17 protein-coding genes are annotated in these 18,362 nt (G+C 71.2%); 10 read left to right on the top strand and 7 right to left on the bottom strand.

Annotated features, from left to right (window positions below):
* Positions 1-16: 16 nt before the first annotated feature.
* Complete coding sequence (locus AC3ANR_RS09435) at positions 17-1,288, bottom strand: aspartate kinase (RefSeq protein WP_488291620.1); 1,272 nt, start codon at positions 1,286-1,288, stop codon at positions 17-19.
* An 82-nt stretch (positions 1,289-1,370) separates the two neighbouring features.
* On the bottom strand, positions 1,371-2,312 hold the full coding sequence (tilS, locus tag AC3ANR_RS09430; RefSeq protein ID WP_488291619.1) for a tRNA lysidine(34) synthetase TilS: 942 nt from the start codon (positions 2,310-2,312) through the stop codon (positions 1,371-1,373).
* A 274-nt stretch (positions 2,313-2,586) separates the two neighbouring features.
* Here tilS and AC3ANR_RS09425 point away from each other — a divergent pair, with 274 nt between their 5' ends.
* Positions 2,587-3,102: a TonB family protein gene (locus tag AC3ANR_RS09425; RefSeq protein ID WP_488291618.1), complete on the top strand. Its 516-nt coding sequence runs from the start codon at positions 2,587-2,589 to the stop codon at positions 3,100-3,102.
* Between the two features lie 42 nt (positions 3,103-3,144).
* Here AC3ANR_RS09425 and AC3ANR_RS09420 read toward each other — a convergent pair whose 3' ends face one another.
* The 3 genes from AC3ANR_RS09420 to cysS are packed head-to-tail and all read right to left on the bottom strand — an operon-like array spanning position 3,145 to position 6,175.
* A complete protein-coding gene (locus AC3ANR_RS09420) occupies positions 3,145-4,122 on the bottom strand; it encodes an acetyl-CoA carboxylase carboxyltransferase subunit alpha (protein ID WP_488291617.1) in 978 nt (325 codons plus the stop codon).
* A 29-nt stretch (positions 4,123-4,151) separates the two neighbouring features.
* Positions 4,152-4,802, bottom strand: coding sequence for a DNA-3-methyladenine glycosylase family protein (locus AC3ANR_RS09415; RefSeq protein WP_488291616.1), 651 nt, complete (start codon positions 4,800-4,802; stop codon positions 4,152-4,154).
* On the bottom strand, positions 4,799-6,175 hold the full coding sequence (cysS, locus tag AC3ANR_RS09410) for a cysteine--tRNA ligase (RefSeq protein ID WP_488291615.1): 1,377 nt from the start codon (positions 6,173-6,175) through the stop codon (positions 4,799-4,801). The genes AC3ANR_RS09415 and cysS overlap by 4 nt, the downstream gene beginning before the upstream one ends.
* 156 nt (positions 6,176-6,331) lie before the next feature.
* Here cysS and AC3ANR_RS09405 point away from each other — a divergent pair, with 156 nt between their 5' ends.
* Genes AC3ANR_RS09405 through AC3ANR_RS09380 form a run of 6 tightly spaced genes read left to right on the top strand, consistent with a single transcriptional unit; the run spans position 6,332 to position 11,353 of the window.
* On the top strand, positions 6,332-7,438 hold the full coding sequence (locus AC3ANR_RS09405; protein WP_488291614.1) for a tetratricopeptide repeat protein: 1,107 nt from the start codon (positions 6,332-6,334) through the stop codon (positions 7,436-7,438).
* A gap of 44 nt (positions 7,439-7,482) precedes the next feature.
* Positions 7,483-8,751 carry a L,D-transpeptidase family protein gene (locus tag AC3ANR_RS09400; RefSeq protein ID WP_488291613.1) on the top strand — a complete coding sequence of 423 codons (1,269 nt, stop codon included), beginning with the start codon at positions 7,483-7,485 and terminating at the stop codon, positions 8,749-8,751.
* Positions 8,718-9,323, top strand: a complete 606-nt coding sequence (locus AC3ANR_RS09395) for a peptidylprolyl isomerase (protein WP_488291612.1) — start codon at positions 8,718-8,720, stop codon at positions 9,321-9,323. The genes AC3ANR_RS09400 and AC3ANR_RS09395 overlap by 34 nt, the downstream gene beginning before the upstream one ends.
* A gap of 7 nt (positions 9,324-9,330) precedes the next feature.
* Positions 9,331-9,837 (top strand): peptidylprolyl isomerase, encoded by a 507-nt coding sequence (locus AC3ANR_RS09390; RefSeq protein WP_488291611.1) that lies wholly within the window; start codon positions 9,331-9,333, stop codon positions 9,835-9,837.
* Between the two features lie 8 nt (positions 9,838-9,845).
* On the top strand, positions 9,846-10,610 hold the full coding sequence (locus AC3ANR_RS09385) for a UDP-2,3-diacylglucosamine diphosphatase (RefSeq protein ID WP_488291610.1): 765 nt from the start codon (positions 9,846-9,848) through the stop codon (positions 10,608-10,610).
* Positions 10,610-11,353: a M90 family metallopeptidase gene (locus AC3ANR_RS09380; protein ID WP_488291609.1), complete on the top strand. Its 744-nt coding sequence runs from the start codon at positions 10,610-10,612 to the stop codon at positions 11,351-11,353. The genes AC3ANR_RS09385 and AC3ANR_RS09380 overlap by 1 nt, the downstream gene beginning before the upstream one ends.
* A gap of 13 nt (positions 11,354-11,366) precedes the next feature.
* Here the strand turns inward: AC3ANR_RS09380 and AC3ANR_RS09375 are convergent, their stop codons facing one another.
* Positions 11,367-14,144: a DUF349 domain-containing protein gene (locus AC3ANR_RS09375; RefSeq protein ID WP_488291608.1), complete on the bottom strand. Its 2,778-nt coding sequence runs from the start codon at positions 14,142-14,144 to the stop codon at positions 11,367-11,369.
* 762 nt (positions 14,145-14,906) lie between these two features.
* Here AC3ANR_RS09375 and AC3ANR_RS09370 point away from each other — a divergent pair.
* The 3 genes from AC3ANR_RS09370 to nrdR all read left to right on the top strand — a co-directional run bounded on the left by AC3ANR_RS09370 (position 14,907) and on the right by nrdR (position 17,643).
* Entirely contained in the window at positions 14,907-15,737 is an 831-nt protein-coding gene (locus tag AC3ANR_RS09370; RefSeq protein ID WP_488291607.1) for a lytic transglycosylase domain-containing protein, read from the top strand.
* Between the two features lie 199 nt (positions 15,738-15,936).
* Complete coding sequence (gene glyA, locus AC3ANR_RS09365; protein WP_488291606.1) at positions 15,937-17,181, top strand: serine hydroxymethyltransferase; 1,245 nt, start codon at positions 15,937-15,939, stop codon at positions 17,179-17,181.
* Positions 17,182-17,193: 12 nt separating this feature from the next.
* Entirely contained in the window at positions 17,194-17,643 is a 450-nt protein-coding gene (gene nrdR / locus AC3ANR_RS09360) for a transcriptional regulator NrdR (RefSeq protein WP_488291605.1), read from the top strand.
* On the opposite strand, the gene AC3ANR_RS09355 is transcribed toward nrdR, so the two are convergent.
* On the bottom strand, positions 17,640-18,227 hold the full coding sequence (locus AC3ANR_RS09355; protein ID WP_488291604.1) for a GspH/FimT family pseudopilin: 588 nt from the start codon (positions 18,225-18,227) through the stop codon (positions 17,640-17,642). The genes nrdR and AC3ANR_RS09355 overlap by 4 nt on opposite strands.
* Positions 18,228-18,362: the final 135 nt, after the last annotated feature.

Here is an 18,362-nt window from a genome sequence, read left to right as displayed (position 1 = left end):
GCGCCTTGCCGCCGCTTCAGGCGGCCGGCTGCTGGTCCAGGTCGAACGCGCGATGCAGCGCGCGCACGGCCAGCTCCATGTACTTCTCGTCGATCACCACCGAGGTCTTGATCTCGCTGGTGGAGATCATCTGGATGTTGATGCCCTCCTCGGCGAGTGCGCGGAACATCTTGCTCGCGATGCCCACGTGGCTGCGCATGCCGATGCCCACGATGCTCACCTTGCAGATGCGCGTGTCGCCCTCGATGCGGTCGGTGCCCAGCGTGGGCAGGACCTTGGACTTGAGCAGGTCCACCGTGCGCGCGTAGTCGTTGCGGTGCACCGTGAAGCTGAAGTCGGTCTTGCCGTCCTTGGAGAGGTTCTGGATGATGACGTCGACCTCGATGTTGGCGTCGGCCACCGCGCCCAGGATGTTGAACGCGATGCCGGGCTTGTCGGGCACGCCCAGGATCGACACCTTGGCCTCGTCGCGGTTGAAGGCGATGCCGGAAACGACGGCTTGTTCCATTTGTTCGTCTTCCTCGAAAGTGATCAGGGTGCCGGACTTGGCCTCTTCCTCGATCGGGATGTCCCAGGGGGTGAAGCTGGACAGCACGCGCAGCGGCACGCGGTACTTGCCGGCGAATTCCACCGAGCGGATCTGCAGCACCTTGGACCCCATCGACGCCATCTCGAGCATTTCCTCGAAGCTGACGGTCGAGAGACGCCGGGCCTCGGGCACGACGCGCGGGTCGGTGGTGTAGACGCCGTCGACGTCGGTGTAGATCAGGCACTCGGCGGCCTTCATCGCCGCCGCCACGGCCACGGCCGACGTGTCGCTGCCGCCGCGCCCGAGCGTGGTGATGCTGCCGCCCTCGTCGACGCCCTGGAAGCCGGTGATGACCACCACCTTGCCGGCGGCCAGGTCGGCGCGCACCTTCTTGTCGTCGATCGATTCGATGCGGGCCTTGGTGTAGGCGCTGTTGGTGAGCACCGGCACCTGCCAGCCCGCGTAGCTCACCGCCTCGAGTCCCTCGGCCTGCAGCGCGATGGCCAGCAGGCCGACGGAGACCTGCTCGCCCGTGGACGACAGCATGTCCAGCTCGCGCAGGTACGCATCGGTCGCCTTGGCGGGCGCCAGTTCCTTGGCCAGGCCGAGCAGGCGGTTGGTCTCGCCGCTCATCGCGCTGGGCACCACGACCATCTGGTGGCCGGCGCGGGCCCACTTGGCCACCCGCTTGGCGACGTTGCGGATGCGCTCGGTCGAGCCCATCGACGTGCCGCCGTACTTGTGAACGATCAATGCCATGGGAAGAAGAAGGGAAGGTGCGCGCGGCGCAGGAGGACCCGGGTCGCCGAAGGCGAATGGCAGCTCGCGCGAATCTCAGGGATTATACCGATGGGCTCCAGGCCAGCCGGGACCCGGAGCGCTCCACCAGCCCCGTGCCGACGCGCAGCCGCAGCCGGTGCCCGCGGGTCGTGCACGCGCGCACCTGGTCGAGCAGTTCGTCGAGCTGGGCGGTGCTGGCCGCCGCATCGTGCGCCACCCGCAGCCAGTGCCGCACCAGGTTGGCCTGCCGGGGCCGCGACAGGGCCTGCAGCGCCGCGATGTCGGGCTGGCCGCCCATGGCCGCCAGGTCGGCGGCCGCCACTTCGTCCAGCAGCGCCTGCGCCTGCGCCGCGTGCCGCGCCGAGCGCGCGAAGGTCTCGCGGTACTGCGGGAAGGCCTCGGCCAGCGCGGGCAGCACGCGGTGGCGGATGCGGTTGCGCGTGTAGCGCGTGTCCGCGTTGCTCGGATCCTCGACGCAGTCCAGCCCCTCGCCGCGCAGCCACCCGCGCAGGGCCTCGCCCGGCACCTGCAGCAAGGGGCGGCGGAATGCCATGCCGTGGCGCGTGAAGCGGACCGGCATCGCCGCCAGCCCGGGCAGGCCGGCGCCGCGCGACAGGGCGAGCAGCAGCGTCTCGGCCTGGTCGTCCGCATGCTGGGCGAGCAGCACGCAGCGCAGCCCCTCGCGCGAGGCCAGCTCAGCCAGCTGGCGATAGCGCGCGCGGCGCGCCGCGTCCTCGGGACTCTCGCCGGGCGCGTTTCGTGCATGGGCCTGGGCGATGTGCAATGGAACCTGCAACTGCGCCGCCATCGCGATGCAATGCCGCTCGAAGCCGGCCGCCGCCTCCTGGAGGTTGTGGTTCACATGGAGCGCGTGCACCTGGCCGGGCCAGCGGCGCGCGGCCGCGGCCAGCAACGCCGTCGAATCGGCGCCGCCGCTGAAGGCGACGCCCAGCGGCAGGTCGGGCTCGCAGGCCGACAGGGCTGCATCGAGCAGGGACACCATGGCGCCTGCATTATCACAACGGGGCTGCGCGCTTCCCCTAGTGCCGGCGCGAGGGCCCTCGCCCGTAGACTTGCGCGCCATCGAACGACAACAACGGAGTGAGGGTATGTGCCGAAACGTCGACGGGAAGCCGGCTTGGGCGAGCCGCGTGGGTGCGGGCGCGATCGTGCTGCATGCAGTGCTGTCCGCACCCGCCTGGGCTCAGTCCGCTGCTGCGGCAGCCGATGGCGCCCCGAGCGAGGCAGCGCGCCGGCAGGCACTCGGCCCGTTCCGGATGATCCTGCAGAACGCGGACGCACCGCGCAAGCCGCACGCGCCCGCGCCAGCCCCCCAGGCCAAGCGCCCTGCGGCTGCGGAGCCCGCGGCCGCGGCGGCACCCGCCCCGGCGCCCGCGCCCGCGCAGGCAGCCGCGCCGCCCGCACCCGTGGTGACGACGGCCGCGCCCGCCCCGGTCCCCGAGCCCCCGAAGGCCGAGCAGGTCTCCGCGGCGCCCCCCACCGCGCAGGCGGCGCGCGCACCGGCGCCGCCCCCCGCGCCGGTGGAGCTCGTTCCGATCAGCCAGGATCCGCCGCAGCTCAGCGCGGCCTTGCGGCGCGAGCGCCCGCAGGGCGTGGTCAAGGTGGGTTTCGCGGTCAAGCCCGACGGCAGCACGGGTGACGTGCACGTGCTGTCCAGCACCAACCGCAGCCTGAATTCAGCCTCGGTCAATGCGGTGACCGGCTGGCGCTTCAAGCCGATCCCGCAGGAGCGGCCGCTGGAAGTGGAACTGGTGTTCGAGGACAACCAGTAGCCATCGGCCCAGGCGGCGCCGGGGGCGCCGCCCGAGCGGCGCTCAGCGCGCCTCGGCCTTGGTGTCGGTGAAGCGGCCGTAGCTCTGCAGCCGCTCGTAGCGCCGGTCGAGCAGTTCGCGCGTCTTCAGGTCGGCCACCTGGCGCCAGGCGTCGTTGAGCGCGCGCTTGAGGAACGCGGCCATCTGCTTGTGGTCGCGATGCGCGCCGCCGACGGGCTCGTTGACGATCTTGTCGACCAGGCCCAGCGCCTTCAGGCGGTGCGCCGTGATGCCCATGGCGTCGGCGGCGTCCTGCGCCTTCTCCGACGTCTTCCACAGAATGGAGGCGCAGCCCTCGGGGCTGATGACCGAATACACCGAGTACTGCAGCATCAGCACCTGGTCGGCCACCGAGATCGCCAGCGCGCCGCCGGAGCCGCCCTCGCCGATCACGGTGGTGATGATCGGCACCTCCAGCTGCGCCATCTCGAAGATGTTGCGGCCGATCGCCTCGGACTGGCCGCGCTCCTCGGCGTCGATGCCGGGATAGGCACCGGGCGTGTCGACGAAGGTGAACACCGGCAGCTTGAACTTCTCGGCCGTCTTCATCAGCCGCAGCGCCTTGCGGTAGCCCTCGGGGCGGCTCATGCCGAAATTGCGCGCGGCGCGCTCCTTGGTGTCGCGGCCCTTCTGGTGCCCCAGCACCATGCACGGATGGCCGTTGAACCGCGCCAGCCCGCCGACGATGGACAGGTCGTCGGAGAAATGCCGGTCGCCGTGCAGCTCGATGAAGTCGGTGAAGATCTCGCCGACGTAGTCGAGCGTGTACGGTCGTTCGGGATGCCGGGCGATCTTGGTGATCTGCCACGGGGTCAGCTGGCTGTAGATGTCCCTGGTCAGCTGCAGGCTCTTCTTGGAGAGCTGGTCGATCTCCTCGGAGATGTCGACCGCCGACTCGGTCTGCACGTAGCGCAGCTCGTCGATCTTGGTCTCGAGTTCCGCGATCGGCTGCTCGAAGTCCAGGAATGTTTTCTTCGCCAAGGCTCAGGCTCCTCGTCTCATGTGGCCCGTCAGTACTCGACGGGCAGCGGGTCGAGCGACCGCCAAATATACCAAGTGGCCACGCTGCAATACGGCTCCCAGGCGGCGGCCACCTCGCGCGCATCGCTGCGGCTGACGGGGTCGCCCGAGAAGTAGTTGCGGCTGATGCCGGTGATCAGGCCGACGTCGTCCAGCGGCAGCACGTTGGGACGCATCAGGTGGAAGATGAGGAACATCTCGGCGGTCCAGCGGCCGATGCCGCGGATGCCCACCAGCTCGGCGATGATCTCCTCGTCGTCCATCGCGCGCCAGGCGTCGACATGGATCGCGCCCGAATCGAAGTGCAGCGCCAGGTCGACCAGGTACTCGATCTTGCGGGCCGACAGGCCGGCCGAGCGCATGTCGTCGACCTTGAGCTTCAGCACGTTGGCCGGCGTCATCTTGCGCGGCAGGCGCGCGAACTTGTCCCACACGCTCTGGGCCGCCTTGACCGAGATCTGCTGGCCCACGATGCTGCGCGCGAGCGTGGTGAACGCGTCGCCGCGCGACTGCAGGCAGGCGTCGCCGAACTGCGGGATCAGCCGCTTCATGACGCGGTCCTTGCGCGCGAGGTGGCGGCAGGCCTCCGGCCAGTAGTCCGGCCGGGCCAGCTCCACCGGCGAGCCGGTGGCATCGCTCATGTGGCGGCCTCCCAGGTCGTGCCCGCGGGCGAATCCTTGAGCACGATGCCCTGGGCGAGCAACTCGTTGCGGATGCGGTCGGCCTCGGCGAAGTCCCTGGCCTGCTTGGCCGCGGCGCGCTCGGCGATGCGCTGCGCGATCGTGGCCTCGTCGAGCCCCGCGCCCGCGCGCAGGAAGGCCTTCGGGTCGCCCTGCAGGATGCCCAGGCAGCCGCCCAGCGCCTTCAGCAGGCCGACGAGCTGCGGCGACCTGGTGCGGTTCACCTCGGCGGCCAGGTCGAAGAGGACGGCGACGGCCTCCGGCGTGCCGAAGTCGTTGTCCATCGCTGCCTTGAAGCGTGCCGCGTGCGGGTCGGCCCAGTCGATGGCAGCGTCTTGCGCGTCGGCGGAGTCCAGCGCGGTGTAGAGCCGCCGCAGGGCGGCCCGTGCGTCGTCGAGGTGCTTGTCGCTCCAGCCGAGCTCGCTGCGGTAGTGGCCGCGCATGAGGAAGAAACGGACCGTCTGCGGGTCGTAGCGCTCCAGCACTTCGGGCAGCGAAAAGAAGTTGCCCAGCGACTTGGACATCTTCTCGCCGTCGATGTTCAGGAAGCCGTTGTGCATCCAGTACGTCGCCAGCGGCGTGCCGAATGCGCCCTCGCTTTGCGCGATCTCGTTCTCGTGGTGGGGGAACACGAGGTCGGTGCCGCCGCCGTGGATGTCAATCGGCTGGCCGAGGATGGAGCGAGCCATCGCGGAGCACTCGATGTGCCACCCGGGACGGCCGCTTCCGTAAGGGCTCTCCCACTTTGCGTCCGCCGGCTCCGTCGGCTTCGCACTCTTCCACAGCACGAAGTCCAGCGGATCGTGCTTGGCGTCGGTGGTGGCGACGCGCTCGCCGGCGCGCAGCTCGTCCAGGGGCTTGCCAGACAGCTTGCCGTACCCCGCCAGGCGGCGCACGGAGAAGTTCACGTCGCCGTTGTCCGCCCTGTACGCGAGGCTCTTGCTCTCGAGCAACCGCACGATCTCGAGCATCTGCGGGATGAAATCCGTCGCGCGCGGGTCGTGCGTGGGGCGCAGGACGCCCACTGCGTCGTAGTCCGAATACATGAGCGCGGTCATGCGCTCGGCGAGCGCACGCACGGGTTCACCGTTCTCGACGGCGCGGCGGATCATCTTGTCGTCGATGTCCGTGATGTTGCGCACGAAATCCACCCGCAAGCCGCTCGTTTCCAGCCAGCGCCGCACGACGTCGAACGCCACCGCGGAGCGGATGTTGCCGATGTGCGGGCGGTCGTAGACGGTGACCCCGCAGACGTACATCCGCACGCGCCCCGGCTCGAGGGGCGCGAAGTCCTCCAGGGCACGCGTCAGCGTGTTGTAGATGCGCAGGCTCATGGGATGTGTGTGGGGCCGGCGCCGGGTCTGTCGCCGGCGCAGCGAGGGGTCGTTTCCTGGGTCGTGCGGCGGGCTTGTTGTCGAGGTGCCCGGCTACAATCGGCCGCAGTATATAGCCCCTGTCGGGCAGCGCCCGTGCGCATTTTCGAGGCTTTCATGTCGTCCATCCGCCGATTCCTTCCCCGCAAGCTGCGCCTGCTCGCCGTGGTCGCGGCCCTGGCGGCGCCGGGGTTCGCCCTGGCCGACGAGTACGGCGACGTGACGCAATTGCTGCGCCAGGGCAAGCAGGCCGATGCGCTCGCCAAGGTCGACCAGTTCCTGGCCGCCAAGCCGCGCGACCCGCAGATGCGCTTCCTCAAGGGCGTGATCCTCACCGAGCAGGGCAAGGCCAACGACGCGATCGCCACGTTCACCCGGCTCACCGAGGACTACCCGGAGCTGCCCGAGCCGTACAACAACCTGGCCGTCCTCTACGCCGGCCAGAGCCAGTTCGACAAGGCGCGCGCCGCGCTCGAGATGGCGATCCGCACCAACCCCAGCTACGCCACCGCGCACGAGAACCTCGGCGACGTGTACGCCAAGCTCGCGAGCCAGGCTTACAGCCGCGCGCTGCAGCTGGACGCCGGCAACACGGCGGTGCAGCCCAAGCTGGCGCTGATCCGCGAGCTGTTCGCCCCGGTCCCGCGCGGCGGACGTCCCGGCGTCGCGCCGGCCGCCGCGGCGCCGGCACCCGCTCCCGCACCCGCAGCGGTCGCGAAGGCACCAGTTCCTGCGCCGGCTCCTGCCGCCACGCCGCCCGCACCGGTTGTCGCGGCCAAGGCACCGGCCCCCGCGGCCGCGCCCGCCGTGGTGGCCAAGGCGCCAGCACCGGCGCCGGCCCCCGTCACCGCCGCACCGGCTGCGCCCGCCGCCGCCAGCGGCGCGGCCTCGCGCGACGTCGAGTCCGCGGTGCAGGCCTGGGCCGCCGCCTGGGCCTCCAAGGACGTCCCCGGCTACCTCGCCGCCTATGGCAAGGAGTTCGATCCGCCCGGCAAGCAGTCGCGCAAGGCCTGGGAGGAGGAGCGCCGCAGCCGCATCGTGGGCAAGTCGCGCATCAGCGTGCGCCTGTCCGACATCGCCGTCCATGTCGACGGCGCCAAGGCCACGGCCCGCTTCAAGCAGGCGTACAGTGCCGACAGCCTGAACGTCACCAGCCGCAAGACCCTCGAGCTGCACAAGGTCGGCGACCGCTGGATGATCGTGCGCGAGAGCACCGGGGCCTGAGCGCCCGCCGCGGTCGCGGCACCGGGCGCACAGGTTTTGCAGTCTTGAAGCTTCGTCCCCATGTCCATCGCGCCGCACGGCGCATCACGCTGCAGGCAGCCGCGCTCGCGTGCGCAGCCCTGCCGCTGTGCGCGCCCGCGGCCACGCTGCACGCCCCGGCCAAGCCTCGCCCGGCGGGCGCCGTGGCCGCTTCCGTCCTTCGCGACGGCCAGGCCGAGGCCCGCCTGATCGAGGTCTACCGCCTGGTCGGCGGGGGCCTGGCACGGCAGGCGCTGGCCAAGGCGGAGGCGCTGGTGCGCGACCACCCGACGTTCCAGCTGGCGCAGCTGGTGTACGGCGACTTGCTGATGGCCCAGGCGCGGCCCCTGCGCGGCATGGGCGACATCCCGGCCGGCATCGCGGCCAGCGGGTCGCAGGCGCTGGCCGAACTGCGCGAGGAGTCGCAGCTGCGCATCCGCGCGCTGCGCGAGCGGCCACCCGCCGGCGCGGTGCCCGCGCAGTTCCTGCACCTGTCGCCGCGCAGCCGGCACGCCATCGCGGTCGACACCTCGCGCGCGCGGCTGTACCTGTTCGAGAACACGCCAGCCGGCCTCAGGCTGCTGGCCGACTACTACATCTCGGTGGGACGCCTGGGCACCGACAAGTCGTTCGAGGGCGACCTGCGCACGCCGCTGGGCGTCTACTACGTCACCAGCAACCTCGACCCGAAGTCGCTCAAGGACTTCTACGGCTCCGGCGCGCTGCCGATCAACTATCCCAACCCCTACGACGCGCGCCGCGGCAAGACCGGCGGCGGCATCTGGCTGCACGGCACGCCGCCCGGACAGTTCTCGCGCCCGCCCAAGGCCACCGACGGCTGCGTGGTGCTCGCCAACCCGGACCTGGACCGCATCATCCGCACCGTCGAGGTCCGAAGCACGCCGGTGGTGATCGCGCCTTCGCTGCGCTGGGTGGCACCGGGCGCGCTGCAGGCGGAGGCCCGCTCCTTCGCCGACACCCTGGCGGCCTGGCGCGCGGCGCGCTCCAGCGGCGACGTGAACCGCCTGCTCGCGTTCTACACGGCGGACTTCTCCGCCAACGGCAAGAGCGTGGCCGAATGGCTGCCGCAGCTGCGCACCGAACTCGGCCGCCTGCGCGGCCGCGAGCTCGAACTCAAGGAGCTGTCGTACCTGCGCTGGACCGACTCGGCCGACACCATGGTGGTAACCTTCGGCGAGGTGCCCGCCGGGGCGCGCACCGGCCCGGTGCGGCGGCAGTACTGGATGCGCCAGGGCCAGCAATGGAAGATCTTTTTCGAAGGAGTGATCGGTTGAGGACTCAAGTCACCCGCCGCGCCGCCGCGGCCCTCGTGCTGGCGCTGGCCGGCCTGCAGCATGCGGTCGCCGCCGACGCGCCGCGCGTCAAGCTGTCGACCACCGCGGGCGACATCGTCATCGAGGTCTATCCCGACAAGGCGCCCAGGACGGCCGAGAACTTCCTGCAGTACGTCAAGGACAAGCAGTACGACGGCACGATCTTCCACCGTGTCATTCCCGGCTTCATGATCCAGGGCGGCGGCTTCTCGGCCGAGATGCAGGAAAAGCCCACCCGGCCGCCGATCCCGCTGGAGACGCGGCCCGACCTGAAGAACGACCGCGGCATGGTGTCCATGGCCCGCACGCCGGATCCCAACTCCGCCACCGCGCAGTTCTTCATCAACGTCGTGAACAACGCGCGCCTGAACGCGCCCAGCCCGGACGGCCACGGTTACGCCGTGTTCGGCAAGGTCGTCTCCGGCATGGACGTGGTCGACAAGATCCGCGCGGTGCCCACGGGCAACCGCGGCATGCACCAGAACGTTCCCATCACCCCGGTCGTCATCCAGTCGGCCACCCTCGTGAAGTGACATTTCCATGAGCAATCCCAAAGTCGAACTCCACATCGCCGGACAGGGCGTCATCACCCTCGAACTCGACGACACCAAGGCCCCCAAGACGGTCGAGAACTTCCTTTCCTACGTGAAGAAGGGCCACTACGACGGCACCATCTTCCACCGCGTGATCGACGGCTTCATGATCCAGGGCGGCGGCTTCACCCCCGGCATGCAGCAAAAGGCCACCGACGCCCCGATCGAGAACGAGGCCCGCAACGGCCTGAAGAACGACAAGTACACCGTGGCGATGGCGCGCACCAGCGATCCGCACTCGGCCAGCGCGCAGTTCTTCATCAACATCGCCGACAACGGCTTCCTCAACCACACCGCGCCGAGCGCGCAGGGCTGGGGCTATGCCGTGTTCGGCAAGGTCGTCGGCGGCACCGACGTGGTCGACCGCATCAAGGGCGTGAAGACGGGCCGCAAGGGCTTCCACGACGACGTGCCCGCCCAGGACGTGGTGATCGAGAAGGCCGTCGCCCTCTGACGCCCGCGGTGGCGCCCCCACCCGTCGCCGAACTCGCCGCCGCCCCCGGGTGGCGGCAGGTGGATTTCATCTCCGACCTGCACCTGCAGGCGTGCGAGCCGGCCACGTTCCAGGCCTGGCGCCGTTTCATGGCGGACTCGCCGGCCGATGCGCTCTTCATCCTCGGCGACCTGTTCGAGGCCTGGCCCGGCGACGACGTGCTGGGCACGCCCGGCTTCGCTGCCGACTGCGCGGCCGTGCTGCGCGACGCGGCGGCGCGCCGGCCGGTCTTCTTCCTGCACGGCAACCGCGATTTCCTGGTCGGGGAGGCGTTCGCGTCGGCCACCGGCGTGCGGCTGCTGGCCGACCCCACGGTGCTGGCGTTCGCGGGCACACGCTGGCTGCTGACGCACGGCGACGCGCTGTGCCTCGGTGACGTCGAGTACCTCGCCTTCCGGGCCCGCGTGCGCGACGCGGGCTGGCGCCGCGACTTCCTCGCCCAGCCGCTCGCGCAGCGGCTCGCGGTCGCGCAGTCGCTGCGCTCGCAGAGCGAGCAGCGCAAGCGCTCTGGCGCCACCTACGCCGACGTGGACCATGACCAGGCGGTCGCGTGGCTGCGCGCCGCCGGCGCCGCCACGATGATCCACGGCCACACCCACCGGCCGGGCGAGCACGCCCTCGGCGGCGGCCTGCGCCGCATCGTGCTCACCGACTGGGACGCCGCCGCGGCGCCGCCGCGCGGCGAGGCCCTGCGGGTGTCGGCCGCCGGCGTGGTGCGCGTGCCCGTCGCATGATGTTCGGCTGGTGGCGCAGGCGGCGCCCGCCGCCGCCGATTCCCGAGGCCCTGTGGCAGCAGGTGCTGCAATCGTTTCCGTTCCTGCGCGAGGCGCGCGACGCGGCCCGGCTGCGCGAGCTGGCGTCCAGGTTCCTGGCCGAGAAGGAATTCCACGGCGCGCAGGGGCTGGTGATCACCGATGCGATGGCGCTGGCCATCGCCGCGCAGGCGGTGCTGCCCGTGCTGTCGCTGGGCCTGCGCTGGTACGACGACTTCGTGGGCATCGTCGTGCATCCGGACGAGGTCGTCGCGCCGCGCAAGGCGCAGGACGAGGCCGGCGTGGTGCACGAGTGGGAAGAGGTCCTGGCCGGCGAGGCGATGGACGAAGGCCCGGTGATGCTCAGCTGGGCCGACGTGCAGGGCGCCTCGTCCGAGCAGGGCTACAACGTCGTCGTGCACGAGTTCATCCACAAGATCGACATGCGCGACGGCGCCCCCGACGGCTGCCCGCCCCTGCCCGGCGAGCGTCGCAAGGCGTGGCTGGCCACGATGGGAGCGGAGTACGAGCGCTTTCGCGAGCAGGTGGTCATCGCCGAGCGTTTCGGCGGCGAGCCGACCTGGCTCGACCCCTACGGGGCCGAGAACCTGGGCGAGTTCTTTGCCGTCGCGGGCGAAGCCTACTTCGTCAACCGGGACCGCTTCACGCAGGAATTCCCGGCCCTGCTGCAGCTGTTCGACAGCTTCTTCCGGGCCGGGACCTGAGCCGCCGCGCGCCTCAGCGCAGCAGCGACTTCAAGACGTTCTGCAGCCGGCGCGCCGCGTTGGCGTTGTGCGCCGAGGCGAGCACGCGCGCGGTGTCCTCGCCCCAGGTCTGTGCCGGGGAAGGCTCGTTGCGCCGCGTGAGCAGCTGCAGCTGCAGCGCGCGCCGTGCCGTGATCTGGTCGGCCGGGGTCGGCGCCTCGGCCGCGATCTCCAGCCGCAGCAGCGCCTCGGCCGCATCGCCGCTCGGCGCCGACTGCAGGGCCTTGACCCAGGCGCCGCGCACGGCCGGCGTGACGGCCTTGCCCAGTTCGCTCTGGCTCGGCACCTGGTCCGCCGACCGCTGCTCCCAGGCGCCCAGCAACTGGGTGAGCGCCTCGCCGTGCGCCTGCGCGGCCAGCTTGCGCAGCGTTTGCTGCGCGTGCTCGAGCGCATCGCGCTGGGCGCGGAACGCCACGTCGCCCAGGCGCGGCCCGCGGTCCTCGGGAGCGCGGTCGCCGAAGCGCGGACCCCGTGCGTCGCGGCCGCGATCGCCTCCGCGCTCACCGGGACGGCCGGCACCGGGGGCGCCGCGGCGATCGCCGAACTTGCCGCCGCGCCCGGCGGGCGCAGGTTCGGCCTTCTTCATGCCGGGGCGGTCGTCGCCGCGCATGGCGATGACCGGCTTGGGGGTGGGCTTGGGCGGAGGCGGCGCGGCCGCGGCTTCCGCCCCTTCGGCGGGGGCCGATTCGGCCGGCGCCGCTTCGGCAGTTTCCGGCGCCACCTCGCCTTCGGCGGCGGGTGCGGCAGCCGGCGCCGCGGGCGCCTGCTCGGCCTGCGCGTCGGCGCGGTCCTTGTCGGCCTGTGCCTGCGCCTGCCCCTTCAGCGCCGCGTCGAGGGCGGCCATCGCATGGCGGATGCGATGGGCGTCGCCGCTCGCGTTGGCGGCTTCGAGCGCCTTGGAGGCCTCGAGCACGGCGCGATCGCGTTCGCTCAGTGCCGCGGCGGCCTTCTCGCGGTCCTGCGTCTTGCGCTGGAACGCCTCGTCGATCGGCTTGCGGAACGCGTCCCACAGCTTCTGCTCGTGCTTGCGGTCCAGCGGCACGGCCTGGGCCTCGGCCTGCCAGCGCTGCTGCAACGCCTTGACGGCGTCGATGCGCAGCTGCGGCGAGGCACCCAGCACCTTGGCCTCCTCGATCATGGCGTGGCGGCGCTCGAGGCTGTGCTTCTGCTCGGCGGCCAGCGGCGCCTCGGCCGCCTGGATGGCCTGCTTCCACTGGGGCTGCAGCTCGGCGAAGGCCTTCTCGCTCAGGTGGCCCGCCTCGCGCCAGCGCGTCTCGAACTGGTGGATGTGGCGGTTGAAGCCCTTCCAGTCGCCGCCCTGCGCCGAGGTGTTGGCGCCGGCCCAGGCCTTCACCTCCTCGATGAGGGCGAGCCGGTGGGCGCGGTGCTCCGCGGCTTCGGTCTTGACCTTGTCGAGCCAGGCCTCGACCACCTTGTAGGCCTCGTTGCAAGCCTCGTCGAAGCGCTTCCACAGCGCGTGGTTGGGCGGGCCGCCCTGGTCGACCTGCTTCCACTGCTCGCGCAGGGCCCGCAGCTGCTCCTGCATCTTGCGGCCGCCCAGGCGCGGCTTGCGCTCGGGCGCCGGGGCTGCCGGCGCGCCTTCGGCCGGTGCGCCCGCGGCGGGCACCCCCTCGGCTTGCGCGCCCTCGGCTTGCGCGCCCTGGGCAGGCGCCACCGTCTCGAACAGGCCTTCGGCCTTGGCGACCAGCTCCTGGCGCAGCTGGTCGGCGCGCCAGCGCTGCCAGCCTTCGAGTTCACCGGCCGACGCGAGCAGCGCGTGCGCCTGGTTCTCCAGCTTGTCGTCGACCAGCTTGCCGTGCTCCTTGAGCGCCGAGCGCAGTGCGGCCGCGGCGCCGGCGCTTCCCTTGCCGTGGCCCTGGGCGATCTCCTGCTCGAGGCGCTGGATGGCCGCCGTGACGGCCTCGCCGGCCTTGCCGCGCAGCTCCGGGTCGACCTTGGGCTTGGCGGCCTTGGGCGGCGCCTCGACCGGCAGGCCGCGCGCGGCGCGCAGTTCATCGGCCCACACGGGCACGGGCGGCAGCGGGGCGGCCGGGTCGGCGTCCGCCGCGGCGGCCTGCGCCAGCGCGCTCTGGAAGGCTTCCCAGACCACCTGCAGCTGGGTGCGCGAGGCATCCAGCAGCGGCGGGAAGCGCGCATCGACGCTGGCCCAGTTGGTGTCCTCGACCAGCGCCTGCGCCTGGCCCTGCCACTCGGGCACGTCGCTGCGCAGCGACTCGGCGGCCGCCTGCGCATCGCGCCACGACTTGGTGGACAGGACCTCGATGCGCTGCGCCAGCAGCACCGCCGCTTCGCGCTGCACCTGCACCCGGTGCTGCAGGTCCTCGATGCCGCGCACGCGGTCGGCCAGCTGGGCCTTCAGGCCCGCCAGCGGCTCGCGGCTGAGGGGCGCGCCGGCTTTGGCGGCGTCGCGCTGCCAGGCCATCGCGTCGGCGATGTTCAGGCGGGACTGGGCCAGCAGGCCCTCGGCCTTGTGCGCCCATTCGGCGGCGATGGCCTCCTGCCCCTTGCTGCGCTTGATCTCGTCGAGGCGCTCGCGCAGCAGGCGCGCGGCGCCCTTGTCGCGGCCACTGAGCTCGCGGTAGACCTCCTGCATCTGCTCCGGGCTGGGGTCGCCCTGGAGCCACTCGCGCAGGCGCGCCGAGCGCTCGCCCGAGGTGGCGGCCGAGAACGCGCCGCCGGTGAGCGCGTCGAGCGCCTGGGTGTCCGTGGGTTTGGGGGAGGCTTGGGTCACGTCGTCTGGTCTGCAAAAAAACACGCCCTCGCATCGCGGGGGCCGGCCCGTATTCTCGCCGCGATTGGGCTCGGGCTGACGGGCCGTGTGCAGGCAGGCCTTCGCGGCGCGCTCGGGCAGGGGAGCGAAGGCGCCGTCGACGGCGGAAAAAGAGAAGCCCGGCAGGCGGCCTGGAGCCGGTCTGCCGGGCTGGACGGCGGCGCAAGTCCAGCCGTCTGGCGTGCCGCTGGAGCTTCATCGTCCTGCGGCACAGGGAGCAAGGGATTGCTCCCAGGAGGGGCCGGAGGGTTGGCGCGCAAGCGCCGTTTCCGGCTGGGGCCCGATCGCTCGGGTGCCGATACGTTAGGGGGAGCCGGCCGGGAAATCCAATTCGACTTTTCAATGGACGCCGTCCCCGCCATGCAGGGCGCCCCAGCAAGAGTTCGCGGTTGACCGACTCCTGGCTCAGCCGTTGTCCGACACGGCTGGCTCGGCCGTGGTGTCAATCTCTGCATGGGACAGCGAGATTTCCGTATAAGAAGTAACTTTGTTATTCTTGACTCGATATTTGACCGGCTCCTAGAATGCGCCGTCCCTGAGCCTTGCGGGCTCGGGTGAACGACCGAACCGCTGCCGAACCCGGCAAAGTCGAGAGCCGTTGCAGGCCCCCAAGAGGCCCCTGGTTTTCGATGGCGACCCAATCCCGACGTGGAGCCTGACGGACCGCTAGGACGCTCTCGAGCGCCCCGTGATCCGGCCCCGCGCGCAGAAAGGAGTAGTGCTATGACAGCGTCAGGACAGAAAGTGGCCGATGCCCTGAGGACGTTCGCGTCCGACGTGGGCCAGGGCTTCTTCGAGATCTCCCACAGCGGCCTCGCCCTCGTCGGCGTGGCGGTGGTGCTGGCCCTGGCCACCCTCACCGCCCGCCCCGACCTGCGGCAGGCCGGCGAAGCCGAACTCATGAGCTGGCTGCAGGCCCGCCAGGTGGCGGCGCTGGGCATGGTGCCCGAGCTCGACGCCGTCGACCGCGCCACCGCCGCCAACCCGAAGGACCTGCCCAAGCAGCAGGCCGCCCTGGCCTACTGGATCAGCCGCAAGTACCGCGTGGCGCCCGAGCCGGTCAGCGCCCTGGTGGCCGAGGCCTACGAGGTGGGCCACCGCACCAAGCTCGACCCGACGCTGATCCTGGCCGTCATGGCCGTGGAATCGGGCTTCAACCCGTTCGCCCAGAGCCCGGTCGGCGCCCAGGGGCTGATGCAGGTGATGACCGGCGTGCACAGCGACAAGTACGAGATCTTCGGCGGCAAGCTGGCCGCCTTCGACCCGGTGACCAACCTGCGCGTGGGCGTGAAGGTGCTGCAGGAATGCATCCAGCGCGCCGGCTCGCTGCAGGGCGGCCTGAAGTATTACGTGGGCGCCGCCCTGCACACCGACGACAGCGGCTATGCCGACAAGGTGATGGCCGAACACGCCCGCCTGCAGCAGGTGGCCGCCGGCCGCTCCGTGCCGGTCAACCCGCCGGCCGTCCTGCGCACCGTGGCGCCGGCCCCCACGGCCCAGGACTCGCCGGCCACGCCGGCCGAGCCCGACAAGGTCGCGGCGCTCGCTTCCTGAAGCGGCTACACTCGCCCGGGTACGCGACTGGCGATAGGCGCGGCGCCCCACGGGGGCAGGCCGCGCTGACGTGGGGAACCACTGGGGAGCGTGCCGCGGAGGAAGGTTGGCGCCACGGCGCCGCGTCTTCGCCGCGATCCGCCGTTCGCCTGGGCAGCCCTTGTGCATCACAGGGACCACGTCTGGAAGGACTGCCGCCATGTACCACCGCAACATCCTGATCGAGCAAACCGACCCCGAGCTCTGGGTCGCCATCGTCGCCGAGAACCGGCGCCAGGAAGAGCACATCGAGCTGATCGCCAGCGAGAACTACGCCTCCCCGGCCGTCATGGCCGCGCAGGGCACCCAGCTCACCAACAAGTACGCCGAGGGCTACCCCGGCAAGCGCTATTACGGCGGCTGCGAGAACGTCGACGTGGCCGAGTCGCTGGCCATCGCCCGCGTCAAGCAGCTGTTCGGCGCCGATGCCGCCAACGTGCAGCCGCACTCCGGCGCGCAGGCCAACGAGGCCGTGTTCCTGGCCTTCCTCAAGCCCGGCGACACCATCATGGGCATGAGCCTGGCCGAAGGCGGCCACCTCACGCACGGCATGGCCCTGAACATGTCGGGCAAGTGGTTCAACGTCGTCTCCTACGGCCTGGATGCCAAGGAGGAGATCGACTACGAGGCGATGGAGCGCAAGGCGCGCGAGACGCGGCCCAAGCTGATCATCGCCGGCGCCTCCGCCTATTCGCTGCGCATCGACTTCGAGCGCTTCGCGCGCGTGGCCAGGGAAATCGGCGCGATCTTCATGGTGGACATGGCGCACTACGCCGGCCTGATCGCCGCGGGCGTCTATCCCAACCCGGTGCCGCACGCCGACGTCGTCACCTCCACCACCCACAAGAGCCTGCGCGGGCCGCGCGGCGGCATCATCCTGATGAAGGCCGAGCACGAGAAGGCCATCAACAGCGCCATCTTCCCCGGCCTGCAGGGCGGCCCGCTGATGCACGTGATCGCCGCCAAGGCCGTGGCGTTCAAGGAGGCGCTGGCGCCGGAGTTCAAGGCCTACCAGCAGCAGGTGGCCCGCAACGCCCAGGCCGTGGCGCAGACGCTCACCGAGCGGGGCCTTCGCATCGTCAGCGGCCGCACCGAGAGCCACGTCATGCTGGTGGACCTGCGCGCCAAAGGCATCACCGGCAAGGAAGCCGAGGCGGTGCTGGGCGAGGCACACATGACGATCAACAAGAACGCCATCCCCAACGACCCCGAGAAGCCGATGGTCACCAGCGGCGTGCGCATCGGCACGCCGGCCATGACCACGCGCGGCTTCAAGGAGGAGGAGGCGCGCATGACCGCCAACCTGATCGCCGACGTGCTGGACAACCCGCGCGACCCGGCCAACATCGCCGCGGTGCGCGAGCGCGTCAACGCCCTCACCCGCCGCTTCCCCGTCTACGGATAAGGAGCCGCGAGGATGAAGTGCCCGTTCTGCGGCAACGCCGACACCCAGGTGGTGGAAACGCGCGTGTCCGAGGACGGCGACTGCATCCGGCGCCGCCGCCAGTGCGCCGACTGCGAGAAGCGGTTCACCACCTACGAGCGGCCCGACGTCACCTTCCCGGCGGTCGTCAAGAAGGACGGCCGCCGCATCGAGTACGAGCGCGCCAAGCTGCTCGGCTCGATGAACCTGGCGCTGCGCAAGCGCCCCGTCAGCACCGAGCAGATCGACGCCGCCGTCGAGCGCATCGAGGAGAAGCTGCTCAACCTGGGCGTGCGCGAGATCCCCAGCAACCGCATCGGCGAGCTGGTGATGCGCGAGCTCAAGAAGCTGGACAAGGTGGCGTACGTGCGCTTTGCCAGCGTCTACCGCAGCTTCGAGGACATCGACGAGTTCAAGACGCTGGTGGACGAGGTGCGCCGCTAGGCGCAGCCGTCCAGCAGCGCCTTCTGCACGCGCGGCCGGCCGTTCGCGTTCAGCACGATCTGCCGCGCCGCCGCCGGTCCCGCGGACGCCAGGCACACGGTGAGCGTGCCGGCCTGGAAGCCCCCACCCACCTGCCGTGTCGAGCCGTTCGGCGCGTACGAGACGTAGCGCGCCAGGCTGGCGTTGCCGGACAGGCGCACCTCGGCGGCCAGCGCCTCCTGCCGCTGGAGCACGGTCTCGTGGGCGCCATGCTCGCCGTTGCCGTCACCGTCGACGAACACGATCCAGCCCTGCTGCCACGTGCCCGCATCGGTGCAGGCCTGCCCGTCGCCCGACTTGCACAGCGTCACGCGGGTCCTGCGCTTGATGGCCTCGCTGCGCGCGAGGAACAGGTCGGCCAGCAGTTCGTTGGAGGCCGATGTGATGCGCATCGAGCCGGTCAGCGCGCGCAACGGCGGCACGCCGATGCCGAGCAGGATGGCCGCGATGGCGAGCACCGCCACCAGTTCGACCAGCGAGAAGCCGCGCAGGCGCCGGCGCCCCGCTTTCGCAGGTGATCGCGCTGGCCGGCCTGTCGCATCCATGCGGACAGCCTAGGCACGCGCGCCGGGCGGCCAACGCCAAGGCGGAGGAGAAGCGCCGCCGCCACGCCGTCACTCCGGAGGATGCGCCCGACAGTAGAAGGGGCGGCGCCCTCGCGGGTGCCGCCCCTTCGTGCC

This window comes from Ramlibacter sp. JJN2-2R (genome assembly GCF_057747835.1).
This window is presented reverse-complemented; position numbering and strand designations above follow the sequence as displayed.

Coding starts and splice junctions, on each gene's coding strand:
- AC3ANR_RS09435 (WP_488291620.1), bottom strand. CDS start 1,288: ATGGCATTGATCGTTCACAAGTACGGCGGCACGTCGATGGGCTCGACC.
- tilS (WP_488291619.1), bottom strand. CDS start 2,312: ATGGTGTCCCTGCTCGATGCAGCCCTGTCGGCCTGCGAGCCCGACCTG.
- AC3ANR_RS09425 (WP_488291618.1), top strand. CDS start 2,587: ATGATCCTGCAGAACGCGGACGCACCGCGCAAGCCGCACGCGCCCGCG.
- AC3ANR_RS09415 (WP_488291616.1), bottom strand. CDS start 4,802: ATGAGCGATGCCACCGGCTCGCCGGTGGAGCTGGCCCGGCCGGACTAC.
- cysS (WP_488291615.1), bottom strand. CDS start 6,175: ATGAGCCTGCGCATCTACAACACGCTGACGCGTGCCCTGGAGGACTTC.
- AC3ANR_RS09405 (WP_488291614.1), top strand. CDS start 6,332: ATGTCGTCCATCCGCCGATTCCTTCCCCGCAAGCTGCGCCTGCTCGCC.
- AC3ANR_RS09395 (WP_488291612.1), top strand. CDS start 8,718: ATGGAAGATCTTTTTCGAAGGAGTGATCGGTTGAGGACTCAAGTCACC.
- AC3ANR_RS09390 (WP_488291611.1), top strand. CDS start 9,331: ATGAGCAATCCCAAAGTCGAACTCCACATCGCCGGACAGGGCGTCATC.
- AC3ANR_RS09380 (WP_488291609.1), top strand. CDS start 10,610: ATGTTCGGCTGGTGGCGCAGGCGGCGCCCGCCGCCGCCGATTCCCGAG.
- AC3ANR_RS09370 (WP_488291607.1), top strand. CDS start 14,907: ATGACAGCGTCAGGACAGAAAGTGGCCGATGCCCTGAGGACGTTCGCG.
- glyA (WP_488291606.1), top strand. CDS start 15,937: ATGTACCACCGCAACATCCTGATCGAGCAAACCGACCCCGAGCTCTGG.
- nrdR (WP_488291605.1), top strand. CDS start 17,194: ATGAAGTGCCCGTTCTGCGGCAACGCCGACACCCAGGTGGTGGAAACG.
- AC3ANR_RS09355 (WP_488291604.1), bottom strand. CDS start 18,227: ATGGATGCGACAGGCCGGCCAGCGCGATCACCTGCGAAAGCGGGGCGC.